This is a genomic window from Cohnella algarum (assembly GCF_016937515.1).
GTDB classification, from domain to species: Bacteria; Bacillota; Bacilli; order Paenibacillales; family Paenibacillaceae; genus Cohnella; species Cohnella algarum.
Window position 1 is genome coordinate 195,541 of sequence record NZ_JAFHKM010000002.1, and the last position, 14,063, is coordinate 209,603.

The 14,063-nt window shown below is 61.1% G+C and carries 10 protein-coding genes; all 10 read right to left on the minus strand.

The annotated features are described in order from the left end of the window. Nucleotides 1-49 precede the first annotated feature (49 nt). Entirely contained in the window at nt 50-868 is an 819-nt protein-coding gene (locus JW799_RS00925; protein ID WP_080836581.1) for a carbohydrate ABC transporter permease, read from the minus strand. Continuing rightward, nucleotides 868-1,737, minus strand: a complete 870-nt coding sequence (locus tag JW799_RS00930; protein ID WP_176220791.1) for a carbohydrate ABC transporter permease — start codon at nt 1,735-1,737, stop codon at nt 868-870. The genes JW799_RS00925 and JW799_RS00930 overlap by 1 nt, the downstream gene beginning before the upstream one ends. A 99-nt stretch (nt 1,738-1,836) precedes the next feature. Further along, nucleotides 1,837-3,180 carry an ABC transporter substrate-binding protein gene (locus JW799_RS00935; protein WP_205428277.1) on the minus strand — a complete coding sequence of 448 codons (1,344 nt, stop codon included), beginning with the start codon at nt 3,178-3,180 and terminating at the stop codon, nt 1,837-1,839. 75 nt (nt 3,181-3,255) lie between these two features. Beyond that, on the minus strand, nt 3,256-5,142 hold the full coding sequence (locus JW799_RS00940) for a cache domain-containing sensor histidine kinase (RefSeq protein WP_205428279.1): 1,887 nt from the start codon (nt 5,140-5,142) through the stop codon (nt 3,256-3,258). Between the two features lie 111 nt (nt 5,143-5,253). Continuing rightward, complete coding sequence (locus JW799_RS00945; RefSeq protein WP_205428281.1) at nt 5,254-7,947, minus strand: glycoside hydrolase family 78 protein; 2,694 nt, start codon at nt 7,945-7,947, stop codon at nt 5,254-5,256. A 101-nt stretch (nt 7,948-8,048) separates the two neighbouring features. After that, nucleotides 8,049-8,951: a nucleoside hydrolase gene (locus JW799_RS00950; RefSeq protein ID WP_080836572.1), complete on the minus strand. Its 903-nt coding sequence runs from the start codon at nt 8,949-8,951 to the stop codon at nt 8,049-8,051. A 126-nt stretch (nt 8,952-9,077) separates the two neighbouring features. Continuing rightward, on the minus strand, nt 9,078-10,571 hold the full coding sequence (locus JW799_RS00955) for an FGGY family carbohydrate kinase (RefSeq protein ID WP_205428284.1): 1,494 nt from the start codon (nt 10,569-10,571) through the stop codon (nt 9,078-9,080). Beyond that, nucleotides 10,568-11,527, minus strand: coding sequence for a transketolase family protein (locus JW799_RS00960; protein ID WP_080836568.1), 960 nt, complete (start codon nt 11,525-11,527; stop codon nt 10,568-10,570). Before JW799_RS00960 ends, JW799_RS00955 begins: the two co-directional genes overlap by 4 nt. Beyond that, the gene (locus JW799_RS00965) at nt 11,520-12,380 is read right to left on the minus strand and encodes a transketolase (RefSeq protein WP_080836567.1); all 861 of its coding nucleotides are present in this window, start codon (nt 12,378-12,380) and stop codon (nt 11,520-11,522) included. Before JW799_RS00965 ends, JW799_RS00960 begins: the two co-directional genes overlap by 8 nt. A gap of 1 nt (nt 12,381) precedes the next feature. Continuing rightward, on the minus strand, nt 12,382-13,812 hold the full coding sequence (locus tag JW799_RS00970; protein WP_080836566.1) for an L-fucose/L-arabinose isomerase family protein: 1,431 nt from the start codon (nt 13,810-13,812) through the stop codon (nt 12,382-12,384). Nucleotides 13,813-14,063: the final 251 nt, after the last annotated feature.

Sequence of the window (14,063 nt, forward strand, 5' to 3'; positions counted from 1 at the left end):
CCGTCCGCGTCTCGCCTGCCGCCGTCCGGGTCGGCAGTTATCGCCCGCCTCAGCCTTTGACCGAGCCGGCCGTCAACCCGTCGATGATGTAGCGCTGCAGCAGCAGGTACACGATCAGCACCGGCAGCACGACGATGACCATGAACGCGAAAACGACGCCCCAGTTCGTGTTGTACAGCGAGACGAAATTGAAAATCTGGAGCACGATCGTCCATTTCGTGCTGTCCGTCACGAGATAAAACGGTCCGAAAAAGTCGTTCCACACCGAAACGATGACGACGATCGTGACCGTCACGAGCACGGTGACGAGCAGCGGCAGAATGATCCGGAAGTAAAGCCGGAAAAACCCCGCTCCCTCGATTTGCGCCGCCTCGTCCAGCTCGCGCGGGATCTGCTTCATGAAGCCGACGAGCAAAAAGACGGAGAACGGCAGCAGCACCGCCGTATAGTACATAATCATGCTGAAGTAGGTGCCCTTGATGCCCAACATGTCCATGAGCCGGATCGTCGGCACGATCGATACCGGCACGATCAGCCCGAGGATGAACATCATGTACAGGCCGCGCATGAGCCGGTCGTCGCGGCGCTGGATGACGAAGGCGGCCATCGAGGCGAACAGGTTGACGCAGACGACCGTCAGCCCCGCGAGCAGGAAGCTGTTTTTGAACCCGCGCAAAATGTTCCCCTGCTCGAACACTTTTTCGTAGTTTTCGAACAGCCACTCGGACGGCAGCCCCATCCCGAACAACGCCGACTCGCGGATGCCCTTGAACGAATTGACCAAAATCATGTAGAACGGAACGAGAATGACGAGAGCGCCCAAAACGACGACGAGGTGAAGCGCGAGCTTTTTTCCTCCTTGCCGCATCACATCTCCACCTCCCGTTTCTTGAGCGCCGTCAGCACCGGAATGCCGACGAGGGTGACGAGCGCGAAGAGCACCAGGTTGATCGCCGTCGAATAGCCCATCTGCCCCATGCTGAACGTGCTGCGGATGTACGTGTAGAACACTTCCGTCGTATACCCCGGCCCGCCGTCCGTCAGCACCATGACCATCTCGAACACCTTCATCGAGCCGATCAGCGACAGCAGGATGTTGACCGTCGTGGAGGACGCGATCAGCGGCAGCACGATGTTTTTAAGGCGATGCCAATAGCTCGCCCCGTCGATGGACGCGCTCTCGAGCAGGTCTTTCGGAATGAATTGCAGCCCGGCCAAATAGATGACCATCGTGAAGCCCGATACGCGCCACAGATCGGTGACGATAATGGAGAACAGCGCCCACTTCGGATCGTTCAGCCAGTCCTGGGCCATAAAGTCGAGGCCGATGCCGTTTAGAATCGTATTGACGATGCCGTGCTCGGGGTGATAAATGGCGCGGAACACGTAGCCGATGACGATCGGCGCGATGACGTACGGCATGAAAAACACCATGCGAAAAAAGTTCCGCATTTTGATCGACTCGTTCATGACGAGCGCGAGCGCGAGGCCGATTGCGTTTTGCAGGACGGTGACGGCCGCCGCGAAAATCAATGTATTGCTCAGCGCTTTTCCCAGTCTCGGTTCCTGGAAAAGAGCCGCGTAATTATCGAAGCCAATGAAGGTAACCGAATCGGCATTAATGTTCCAGTCCGTAAAGCTGTAATACACGCCGATCAATGTCGGGGCGATGAAAAACAGCAGAAAAACGGCAACTGCGGGGAAAGAAAAATAAAGCGGATATTTTCGCCTTTCCACGTCTCCCCCTCCTTCTCCCATGGTGGACGGGCCGTCCCGTTCGAACGCGCGAATCGCCTTCGAACGGGGGCAACCCGTTTTTTATCTAAGGCCGTCGGATCAGAAGCCTTCAAGCAGCTTCGCCTTGCCGTCTTTCTGATAGTTGGCGCTGAACTCCCCGATCGCCTTGTCGATGTCGCCGTCGAGGAAGAAGTTTTGCAGCGTCTTCGAGAAGTCGACGAACGACGCGGTGAGACGGTTCTGGATATTGACCTGGGATTTGCCGGCGTCGATAAACGCCTTGACGTCCTCCTGCACCGGATACAGCTCGCTGGTCGCGCCTTCGAAAATCGGAATGCCCGGTTTGTTCGCATAGAACAGATCGACGTTTTCCGGCTGCAGCATGAATTTCACGAGCTCGATCGCCGCGTCGCGGTTTTTCGCCTTTTCCGGCACCATCAGCTGGTTGGGAGGCGTAATCATCGCCGTGCCTTGGTCCGTTTCGGAAGGGAACGGGAAGAAGCCGAGGTTGTTCGCGACCCAGTCCTTGCCGAACTTTTGCTCCATTTGCGAAATGATCCCGTCCAGCATGAACGCCATCGCGACTTTGCCGTCGCCCATCTCGTTTTGCATTTCGTCGTACGTGCCGGCCATCACGTTTTTCTGATACAGGTCCAGCTCCTTCAGCTCTTTCTGCTTCGCGAACAGATCCTTCAGCTCCGGAATGTCCGTAAACTTCAGTTCGTTCCGGTTCAGCTTCGCGACGCCTTCTTCGCCGATCGCCGGATCGACTTGCGTCACCCAGCCCGTATAGTAGAACACTTGCGGCGGCCATGCGTCCTTGACGCCCTCGTAGAACGGCGTGAAGCCCGCGGCCTTGATTTTTTTCGCGATTTCGATCAGGTCCGCGTAGTTTTTCGGAACGTCCACGCCCGCCTGCTTGAACACTTCCTTGTTGTAAAACACGCCCATCATGCCGGTGGAGCCGTACGGAACGCCGTAAATTTTGTCGTTTTCCACCTGCGCCTGCTTGATCGAATCGATGACGTTGTCCCAAACGCCGGACTCGCCGGACCATTCGTGCAGCGTCTCTTCGGCTCTCAGCTTGACGTACTGCTTCGTGCCCGGCTGCATCAGGAACAAATCCGAAAAATCGCCCGTGGAAAACCGCGTTTTGATCAGGTTGTCGTAGTCGCCGCCGGGCAGCGCCTGCAGCTCGACCTTGTTGCCCGTTTGCTGCTCGTACGCCTCGAACACTTTCGTGAACGCCGTCGTATCCTCGGTGTTGGAAATGACGAACGTCAGCGTGACCGGGTCGCTGTTTTTGGCGCCTTCGGACGCCCCGGCCGATCCGGACGGGGACGCGCCGCCGCTGCCCTCGTTGTTTCCGCCTCCGCAGGCGGCAAGCAGAGTCATGAGCAGGCCGAGAACGAGCACAATCGATACCGTTTTCATCTTTTTCATTCGGTGGAACCTCCCTTTGGTAATCGCTTTCTGGTGACGCTTTCATTATAAGGGAAGCGCTTTCCGTTGCCCCATTCACGATTTTGACCCGATTTGTTGAACATTCCGACTTTTCTTCTCGATGCCCGTCCGGACGGCGAAGCCGGCGTCTTCCGCCGGGAGCCCGATCGTCACGAGCGTTCCCGTCCCTTTGCGGCTGTCGACCGCAAACGCCAGCCGGTCGCCGAACCTGATGGCGTAGCGGGAATAGACGTTGCGGATGCCGATGCCGCCTTCGGCTACGGAGACGACCTCCTCCTCCCGGTGCAGCGACTGCTTCAGCTTCGCCCGAAGCTCGGCGAGCCGGCCCTCGGACATGCCGACGCCGTCGTCGGATACGGAAAGAACGAACCGGTCCCCTTCCGCCGCGGCGGAGATGCGGATCGTGCCCTTTCCCCGCTTTCGCTCCAGACCGTGGAAGACGGCGTTTTCGACCAGCGGCTGCAGCGTCATTTTCAAAATCGGAAAATTGTACAGCCTCTCTTCGACATCCACTTCCCAGGCGATTTTATCCTCGAAACGGATGCTTTGGATTTTCATGTAAGCCTCGATTTGATCCAGCTCCTCCTGCAGCGTGACCACCTCGTCCCTGCCCCGCGTATTGTAGCGGAACATGTCGGCAAGCGCCTGCGCCATCTCCCCGATTTCCTCTACCTTGTGGTAGTCGGCCATCGCGCGGATGATGTCGAGCGTGTTGTACAAAAAGTGCGGATTGATCTGCGAGTACAGCATCGCCAGCTCCACCTCGCGCAGCTTGATCTGGTTGACGTATTTGTGTTCGATCAACTGCTGCAGTTCGTCCTGCATCGCGTTGAAGTTCGCGGCGATGAGCCCGATTTCGTCGTTGCGCTTCACGGGAGCCCGTTCGGAAAAATCGCCCCGTTTAATCCGGTTCACGTTTTTGTAAAGGGCGAGGATCGGCTGCGTAATCCGGCGGCCGAACAGCACGGAGATCATAAAAGTCAGCGCGAAGGCAAGCAGCGCCGTCGCGATTACGGTCGTTTTGATGTTGTCGAGCGGTCCGACGATATCCCGGCGCGGCGTGACGAGCACCACTTTCCAGCCGGTGGAGGTGGACGCGATATACGAAACGAATTGCTCGTCGGTTTCGCCTTCCGTCCAGAACTTTCCTTCGGCGCCGTCGAGACGGTTGAGCAGCCTTTCGTCCGGCATCCTGACCGCCGCGCCCGACGAGTCGTACACGAGCGCGTTCCGCTCGTCCAGCACGAGAATCCGGCTGCCGGCGGACAGGTCGTCGTTTTGGCCGATCGCGCGGAACAGATCGTCGCCGTACTCGACGCGAACGACGATAAAGCGCTCCGGACTGGAAAAGTCCCGAATGAGAATCGAAGACGAATACGCCGTGTCGGCGGCGTCCGTCGTGCCGTCGCCCGAGCTCGGTCCGTTGAAGTACACTTCCCCGTCCTTCGCCGCCGTGCGCAGAAACCAGTCCGAATTGCGCACCTGGACCGGCGTCCAAGGCTTGTAATCGTCGGAAGCGGCCAAAAGCTCTCCCGTGCGGTAGTAGATTTGAAACCGAATGAAGCCGCGAATCGGCGTGGCGTTGAAGCTTTTCAGAAACAGGTTTTCCAGCTTTTGCTGGTACCGGAATTTTTCTTGATCGGTCATTTCCGGATAGGCGTTGATGCCGTCGATATACTCCTGATCGTAATACGGAGCGAGCAGCAGATTGCGCTTGCTTCGAAAGTCGTTGTTCAGGTTGTTTTCGATTTGCCGGACGATTTGCAGGTTGGCCGACTCGACCCGGTCTTTGATCGTGGAAGAGGAAATGGAAAAGGAAACGGTTCCAACAATCGCGATCGAGAGCAAAATGGTGACGGAATAACTGAAAAGCAGGACCGTGCGGATACGGGAAAAGAAGTCGCGAATTTTGCCGGCGATCGGCTTGCCGCCTGTTTTCATCTTCTTTCCCCTCCCCGCTGCGATTCTGCCTGTCCGTTTCTTCGAATTATAAACCGCTTGAAGCCGCCTAACCAGTCCGTGTTGCTGCCAATTGTCCTTCCGCCCGCGACGTTAGCGCGCGAACGCGGCCGCCCCGATGACGCTTTCGAATACGTATTCGCCCGAACCGATCTCGAACGTCGCCGCCGCTTCGGTCTGCCAGGCGAGCGTCCAGCCTGTCGGCGAAGCCGCGGCGTTCGCCGGCTCGCCGTCGACGCGCGCTCCGCTGCCCGGCACGACGACCGTCGCGGTCGCGCCGGCCGGCACGCGAACGGCGAGCCGGAACGCTCCGTCCGGCGACAGCTTCCAGTCCGTCGAAACGACGCCGTACAGCGATTCGTATTCGGCCTTCGCCTCCGTCAGCCGGCCTCCCGGCTGCGGGCGAACGATCGCGTGGCGGAAGCCCGGCCGGTCCGGATCGGTTTCGATGCCGGCCATGTACCGGAACATCCATTCGCCGACGGAGCCGAGCGAGTAGTGGTTGAACGAGTTCATCGACGGCGTCTGGAAGCCGTTATGCTCGGTCCAGCCGTCCCAGCGTTCCCAGATCGTCGTCGCGCCGTGCTTGATCGAATACATCCACGACGGGAACGCCTCCTGGGTGAGCAGGGCGTAGGCGACGTCGAGCCGGCCGCTGTCCGTAAGCGCCGGGAGCAAATAGCCGACGCCGAGGAAGCCCGTCGACAGCCGGTCGCCTCTTCCGCGAATGTCGTCGACGAGGTGGCGGATCGCCGCGTCGCGCTGTTCGCCCTCCAGCAAGCCGAACTGCAGCGCCAGCACGTACACCGTCTGCGTCGCGCCGTGAATGCGCCCTTCGGCGTCGACGAAGGCGCGGCGGAACGCGGCGGCGATATCGCGGAACAGCCCGTCGTAATGCGCTTCGTCGCGTTTTTCGCCCAGGACGCCCGCAATGCGCGACAGCAGCTTCGCGCTGTAGGCGAAATAAGCGGTCGCCAGCACTTCGTTCGGCGTGTCGGCGTCGATCGACAGCCAGTCGCCGTAGTTGGCGTAGCTCGGACGCACGAGTTCGTCGCTGTTCGCCTTCAAATACTCGACCCAGCGGACCATCGCGCCGTAGTGCGTTTCGAGAATGCGGGTATCCCCGTACATCAGGTACAGCGTCCACGGAATGACGACGCCCGCGTCGCCCCAGCCCGCATTGTCCGGCGCGAACCAGTTGAGGCGCGTGTTCCACATTTTGTGGCGGATCCAGCCGGCATCCGGCGCAACGTCGGTGAACGCCCCGGAAGGCTGCTGCGCGTCGATCATATCCCACATGAATTTGGTGAAAAACCGCGAAACGTCCATATTATAGGAAGCGGTTCTCGCGAAAATCTGCGCGTCTCCGGTCCAGCCGAGCCGCTCGTCCCGCTGCGGGCAGTCCGTCGGCACCGACAGAAAGTTGCCGCGCTGGCCCCAGACGATGTTCGAGTAAAGCCGGTTGACCATCGCGTCGTTCGTTTCCAGCCGGCCCGTGCGCGGCGTGTCGGAATGAACGACTTTGCCGACGATCGTGTCGAGATCCGCTTCGCCGGGGTAGCCGATCAGCTCCACGTAGCGGAAGCCGTGGAACGTGAAGCGCGGCTCGTAGCGCTCTTCGCCCTCGCCTTTCAAAATATAGTGATCCTGCTGAACGGCGACCCGCAAGTTGTCCAAATACAGCGAGCCGTCCGGATTCAGCATTTCGGCGTGGCTGAGCGTGATTTTGGCGCCGCGCGCTCCCCGCACCTTCACTTCCGTCCAGCCGACCATGTTCTGCCCCATATCGTAAATGAACGTGCCCGCATCCGTGCGGCGGACGGAAATCGGGCGGCGCGTCTCGGTAATCCGGACGGGCGGCTCGATCGAAGCGGTCAGCAGGCCGTTGTAGCCCGGCCGAACGTCCGGCTGCTCCCAGCCGGAATCGTCGAAGCCGGGACGATCCCATCCCGCAAGCTCGAGGCGCGCGTCGTACGCTTCGCCCTTGATCATGTCCGAGTACAGGATCGGCCCGCGGGCCGTGCGCCAGGTCGAGTCCGTTTTCACGATTTGCTTCGTGCCGTCCTCAAGCTCGATGTGCAGCTGCAGCAGGAAAAAAGGCCGCTCGCCGTACACTTTGCTGCCGAGGAAGCCGACGGTTCCGCAGTACCAGCCGTCCCCCAGCACGGCTCCGACCGCATTTTCGCCTTCCCGGACGAGAGGGGTGACGTCATAGGTTTGCACCTGCACGCGCTTGTCGTAATCGGTAAAGCCCGGCGCGAACAGATCGCCGACCTTCTCTCCGTTCACGCGCAGCTCGTACAAGCCGAGCGCCGTCGCGTAGGCGGTCGCCCGCTTCACTTTTCCGGCGATTCCGAACGACTTGCGTACATGGGGAGAAGGCTGCATGACGACGTTCGCTTCCGTTTTGCGGCCGATCCAGCCCGCCTTCCATTCGCCGCGATCCAGCAGCCCCATCGTCCAATAGGCCGTTTCGCTCCAGCCGGACGGATTTCCTTCGCCGTCCCAAGCCTGCACTTTCCAGAAATATTGCCCCTCGGACTGAAGCGGCTTGCCGCCGTATACGACCTGGATGGAGCTGGCGGATACCACCTTGCCCGAATCCCACTGATCGCCCTCGTCGCGATCGAGCGCTTCCCGGCTCGAGGAGACGAGCACGCGGTAGGCGCTCTGCACCGTTCCCCGCTTTTCCGACTCCAGACGCCAAAACAGCCGGGGCTTCGATTCATCGAGCCCCAGCGGATTGACGACGTACTCCGTTTTCAAATGGACGACGCGAAAAGACATCGGCGTTTCCTCCGTTTTCGTTATATTGAGTCAAATCCCGGCACCCGCCGGACCGAAAAACCGGCTTGTCGGCTTCGCGTCCGGCCGGGCAGCGGCAGGATTCAAGCCTGCCCCGCGAACAAGGCCAGCTTGGCGTACATGTCCTCGAGGATGAACCGGGCATCCACCCGCTTGTAAACCCGGATTGTGCGGCTTCCGGGCCGCTGCTCGTAGGTCATGTCGCCGCGCACGTACGGCGCTTCCCGCCATTCGAAGTCGTACGGCTGATCGTCGATCAGCAGCGACACCGCCGGCGAGTCCCCGAGCGACCACATTTCGCCTTTCGGCCACTCCTGGCGGTGGGTCGGCAGCCGGTTGAACGCTTCCAGCTGCTCGAACAAATAGCGGCCGAGCTCGCCGTGCGGCCGGACTCTCGCCGCCAGCTCCGCGAGACTGACGCGGACCGACGAGTACACGTCGCGCGGCACCTGCCACAGCGGGATCGGCGAGCCGAAAACGACGTTCGCCGCAGGAATGTCGTTTTGCAGGTTGAACTCCCGCTCTCCCGCCGGGTAGGCGCCGCCTCCGATCCAGACGGCCGTCAGCCGCGAGGCGATGCCCGGCTCCTTCAAATAGGCCGCGGCCAGGTCGGTAAGCGGTCCGAGAAAAATAACGAACAGCGGCAGCGGATCGTCCTTCATCGCCTCCTCGACAATCAGATCCGCCCCTTCCGAAGGCACCGGCGTCGTTTCGTCCGGAAGCGCTTTCGTTGCGCCCCTGACGAGGCGGATCTTCTCTTGCGAATGCGTGAGCTCCAGCATTTTTTCGATTTCCGCGTACGACTCCTCCATCGATTCGTTCGTCCGGAGCGTCCCGAAATGCGCGGCGATGATGCCCTCGATCTTGAATCTCGGCGTCAGTATGGCGTGCGCGATGGCGAATTGGTCGTCCGCCTCGTTTTTCGCGTCGGTGTTCACGATCAGCCGAATGCGCTTCGCTTCCGGCACTTGATAAGGAAATTCCATAGGTTTCGCGCTCCTCCGTTCCGTAGTCGGCTGCGTTCCCGTTCACGTCCGGCAACCCGCCGGCCTCCGCATCCGTTTCATCCCGCCAGACGGCCCGGATGCTTCCCGGGAGCCCGGTCGGCCCCGTCAGCCGGTCCGGGCCGCTTCCTCCGCCGCGAGCACGGCCTTGACCGCCGCCCGCCAGCCCCGGTCGAGACGGTCCCGCGTCTTTCGATCCATCCCGGGCGAATACATTTTGTCTTTGCGATAAAAGGTAAAAAGCGTATCCCGATCCCACCATCCGAGGGCGAGTCCTCCCATGTAAGCGGAACCGAGCGCGGACAGCTCGGCCGCGTCCGAGCGGACGACGTCCGCTCCGAGCAAATCCGCCTGGAACTGCATGAGCAGCTCGTTCGCGGTGGCGCCGCCGTCGACGCGCAGCTCGGCCAGCGGCAGCCCGGTCTCCGCGGACAGGAGCCGAACCGCATCCGCCACCTGGAAGGCGATGCTTTCCAGCGCCGCCCGCAGCACATGGCGGCGGTCCGAGGCGCGGTTCAGGCCGATGACGGCCGCCCGGGCCCGGGCGTTCCAGTGCGGCGCGCCCAGGCCGACGAATGCGGGGACGAGGTAAACGCCGCCGGTGTCCTCGATTTCCGCGGCGGCCGCCTCCAATTCGGCATAATCGGCGAACAGTCCCAGCTGGTTGCGCACCCAATTCAGGCAATCGCCGGTCGAATGGATGACGCCTTCCAGCGCATACTCCACCTTGCCGCCGATGCCCCAGGCGATCGCCGTCACGAGCCCGCTGCCCGCGCGGACCGGCTCGTCGCCCGCGAACATGAGCACGGACGTGCCCGTGCCGTACGTGCCCTTGGCCATGCCCGGCTTCACGCACTGCTGGCCGAACAGCGCCGATTGCGAATCGCCGATGACGCCCGCGATCGGCAGCGGATTCGGAAACAGCTCCGGTTCGTCGGTCATGCCGTACACGGCGTCGCTGTCCTTTACCTCGGGCAGCAGCGACAGCGGAATGCCGAATGTCTCGGCCAGTTCTTCGTCCCACCGCAGCGTGCGGATATTGAACAGCTGGGTCCGGCTCGCATTCGTGTAATCGGTTGCATGCACCTTGCCGCCGGTCAGCTTCCACAGCAGCCAGCTGTCGACGGTTCCCGCGGCCAGCCGCTCCGGCGGGATGCCGGCCGCCGCATGATCGAGCAGCCAGCGCCATTTGCCCGACGAAAAATACGGATCGAGCGGCAGCCCGGTTTTCTCCGCGACAAGCGGCTCCAGCCCTTCCCGCTTCAGCCGCTCGCACCAGTCGCTCGATCTCCGGCACTGCCAGACGATCGCGTTTCCGACCGGAAGGCCCGTCTCCCGGTCCCAGACGAGCGCCGTTTCGCGCTGGTTCGTGATCGTCATCGCCTCGACGGCGTCCGCGTCGAGGCCGGCTTCGGCCATGACGTTCCGGATGGCGGCTTTAACGTTATCATACAACTCGAGCGGATCGTGTTCCACCCATCCGTCCCGCGGATAGATTTGCCGGTGGCCGAGCGAGCTGCGGTGCCGGATCCGCCCGCTGCGGTCGGTCAGGACGGCTTTCGTTCCGGTCGTGCTCTGGTCTACGGTGAGCAGGTAGCTCATTTCGCCTTCACGCCCGTTTGCCGCAGCAGCTCGCCGGCGAGCTGCTTCACGTTTTCCGCGGAAATCCCGTAATGACGGAACACCTCGGCCGTTTTGCCCGCGATCGCCGGTTCGTCCGGAATGCCCAAAATCCGCAGCGGAACCGGGCAAGCCTGCGACGTCACCTCGGCCACGGCGGCGCCGAGCCCGCCGTAAACGCTGTGCTCCTCCAGCGTAATGATCGCGCCCGTCTCCTCGGCCGCCGCGACGATCGCTTCCGTATCGAGCGGCTTGATCGTGTGCATGTTCAGCACCCGCGCCGAGATGCCGTCCTGCGCCAGCAGCGCCGCCGCATCGAGCGCCACGCGCACCGTTTCGCCGCAGGCGATCAAAGTCAGGTCGCCGCCGTCTTTCAGGCGGACGGCTTTGCCGATGACGAGCTCGCGGCCGTCGTCTTCATCGTATACGTCCTCGACCGGATTGCGGCCGATCCGCATATAGGCGCCTCCGGGATAATTGGCGAGCGCCCGCGTCATTTTCTTCGTTTCGTGGCGGTCCGCCGGCAGCAGGACGGCGAGTCCGGGAATGGCCCGCGTGACGGCGATATCCTGTACCGAATGATGCGACATGCCGAGCGCGCCGTACGAGACGCCGCCGCTGATGCCGACCAGCTTGACGTTCGTTCCCGAATAGGCGACGTCCACCTTGATCTGCTCGATGCTCCGCATGCTTAAGAAGCAGGCCGGAGACGTGACGAACGGCGTCTTGCCGCTGTGCGCGAGACCCGCCGCGATGCCGACGATATTTTGCTCCGCGATGCCCGTCTCCACGAACTGCTCCGGAAACTTCTTCGCGAACGGGGCCATCGCGGCCGATCCGCGGGAGTCGCTCGTCAGCACCATAATGTCGCGGTTGTCCTCCGCGATTTCCAGCAGCGCTTCGCACATCGCCTGGCGGTTCGGTATCGTATTAGGCATGCGTCTCGCTCCTCTCCTCTTCGTCCGCGAGCGCCGCAAGCGCGGCGTCGAGCTCCTCGTGCGCCTGCTTCAGCTGCTCGTCGCTCGGCACATGGTGATGCCACTCCGGCTTATTTTCGGCAAATGATACGCCTTTGCCCTTGACCGTATTCGCCAGCAGCAGCGTCGGCTTCCCCGCGATCTCGGGCACGCCCGCGAACGCCTTCAGCAGCGCGTCGTAGTCGTGGCCGTCCACGGAGACGACGTGCCAGCCGAACGCTTCCCATTTCCGGTCGAGCGGCTCCAGCGCCATGACGTCCTCCGTGCTGCCGCTGATTTGCAGCCGGTTGCGGTCGATGATGCCGACGAGATTGTCCAGCTTGTAGTGCGCGCCCGCCATCGCGGCTTCCCAGACCGAGCCCTCGGCCTGCTCGCCGTCGCCCATCAGGCAAAAGACGCGGTACGACTTTCCGTCCTTTTTGGCCGCGAGCGCCATCCCGACGGAGACGGCAAGGCCGTGGCCGAGCGCGCCGGTGTTCATTTCGACGCCCGGCACCTTGTTGTTCGGATGCCCGATCAGCCTCGTGCCGAACTGGCTGTACGTGGACAGCTCTTCTTTCGGAAAATAGCCGAGATCGGCCAAAATGCACCAGAGCGATTCGACGCAGTGCCCTTTGCTCGCCACGAAGCGGTCGCGTTCGGGCCATTTCGGATTTGTCGCGTCATGGTTCATCACTTCGTAATAAAGGGCGGTCAAAATGTCGGCGTTGCTGAGCGAGCCCCCGGTGTGGCCGCCCTTGGCCGCATGGATGATCGTCAGCAGGTCCTTGCGGATTTGCAGCGATTTGCGCTTCAATTCCCGTACCGTCGCCATCTTACACACTTCCTCTCAGCCAAGCGCGGATTTGATCTTCCGTCGGATCGACCGGATCGGGCGTGAGGCCCGGAATGTATTGGCAAGCTTCGTAAAGCGCCGGAATGACGTTGGCATGAATGCCGACCGAGTGGTGGACGTACGGGCCTTTGACGAGTTTTTCTTCCCACAGCGGCCAATCGTTCACTTCGACCCATACGTAAGAGCCGCGGGTGTAGGGACCTTGAATGCCTTTCGCCTTGCCGAGGAAAAGCTGGTACTCGCCGTTGTCTCCGTCGAACCGGGCGATCGTCATGCTGCCGCCGCGGATTTCGCCTTCGTGCGTGCCCGGAGCGTGGTCGTCGAACAGAAAGTGCCGGCGCATTTTCGGCTTGTTTTCGACGCTGAGCGAAACCGGGAAGTTGCCGCAATGGAACAGCAGCTCGCCGTTTTCGTTTTCCGGATGGCGAATCGTAATGTCGGCAAAAAAGGTCGGCGCCTCGTTCATCGCCGCCGCCTGCACCATGACGGACGTGATCGCCCCGTGAATGTCGGTTTCGCACGTGACCGGAATTTGCTCGTCGGTCAAAATCGCGTTGGCGAGGCACGGCATGATGCCGATCGCGTCCTGCAGCGCGGACCAGCACTGGATGGCGATCGCGGTGCTGCCGGAATCGACCGCCAGCTTCTTCATCGCGACTTTGAGCGCGGCCACCCGCTTGACGTCGTCTTCGGTCACCTCGGAAATGTCCAGCTTGTCGCGAATGTATTGGATCGCTTCCGCAAGTTCGGCGCCGCCGGACTTCTCGATCTTTTTCGCCGCGTTCGTTATATCGACCAGCGTAATCGGATGCAGTTCGATGCCGAACCGCTCCAGCAGCTCGCCTTCGTTGCAGATCATCGTCCAGAACGACGTCGGGCGCGGCCCGATTTGCAAAATCCGCAGGCTGCGGAATTGACGGACGACGTTGGCGGCCGCCACGAAGTTTTTGAAGCCGCGCTCGAACACCGGATCGTCGACCCGGCTATTGGTGACGTACGTAAACGGAACCTGAAAGCGGCGCAGCACCTTGCCAGTCGCGAACAGGCCGCATTGCGTGTCCCGCAGCCGCATGCCGTCCTCGAGCGGCGCCTCGTCGCGAGGCCCCCACAGCAGCACCGGCTTGCCGAGCGTTTTGGCGACCCGCGCCACCGTATCCTCGGTGCCGAAGTTGCAGTGCGGGAAAAACACCGCGTCGACCTTTTCCTTAAGCAGGTGCTCGGCGATTTGCTCCGCGCCGATCCGGTCGTCGTACAGCAGCCCTTCGGGATTCAAGCCCTCCAAGTCGACGATATCGATATCCATGCCGAATGAGTCCAGCTTCTGGCGGATTTGCACCTTGTACCTGAAGGCGTCTTCCGCGCTGAACGTAAACCGGCGCGTCGGCGCGTAACCCAATTTCAGCTTTTTCATGTCCCGGTCCCCCCTGGTATCGGCTTTCAAGTCTCGCTCAACTAAACAAATTAACTAAACAAACCACACTTTTCAACCAAATCCCTAAACAAAACAACTAAACCAGCCCAAACTTAGTTGAATAATGGCGGCTTCACCCTCATCCTAACACCGTAAAACCGCTCCGTCAATCATTATTTAGTTTAGTTTAGTAAATTTAAGCGTTTTATTTTAATCAATTTAGTTTATTGGATTGCGCAAACGGAAAGATT

Excerpts from the sequence above, each read along its gene's own strand:
- JW799_RS00970 (WP_080836566.1), bottom strand. The coding sequence starts at position 13,812 with ATGAAAAAGCTGAAATTGGGTTACGCGCCGACGCGCCGGTTTACGTTC.
- JW799_RS00960 (WP_080836568.1), bottom strand. The coding sequence starts at position 11,527 with ATGCCTAATACGATACCGAACCGCCAGGCGATGTGCGAAGCGCTGCTG.
- JW799_RS00940 (WP_205428279.1), bottom strand. The coding sequence starts at position 5,142 with ATGAAAACAGGCGGCAAGCCGATCGCCGGCAAAATTCGCGACTTCTTT.
- JW799_RS00935 (WP_205428277.1), bottom strand. The coding sequence starts at position 3,180 with ATGAAAAAGATGAAAACGGTATCGATTGTGCTCGTTCTCGGCCTGCTC.
- JW799_RS00955 (WP_205428284.1), bottom strand. The coding sequence starts at position 10,571 with ATGAGCTACCTGCTCACCGTAGACCAGAGCACGACCGGAACGAAAGCC.
- JW799_RS00925 (WP_080836581.1), bottom strand. The coding sequence starts at position 868 with ATGCGGCAAGGAGGAAAAAAGCTCGCGCTTCACCTCGTCGTCGTTTTG.
- JW799_RS00965 (WP_080836567.1), bottom strand. The coding sequence starts at position 12,380 with ATGGCGACGGTACGGGAATTGAAGCGCAAATCGCTGCAAATCCGCAAG.
- JW799_RS00945 (WP_205428281.1), bottom strand. The coding sequence starts at position 7,947 with ATGTCTTTTCGCGTCGTCCATTTGAAAACGGAGTACGTCGTCAATCCG.
- JW799_RS00950 (WP_080836572.1), bottom strand. The coding sequence starts at position 8,951 with ATGGAATTTCCTTATCAAGTGCCGGAAGCGAAGCGCATTCGGCTGATC.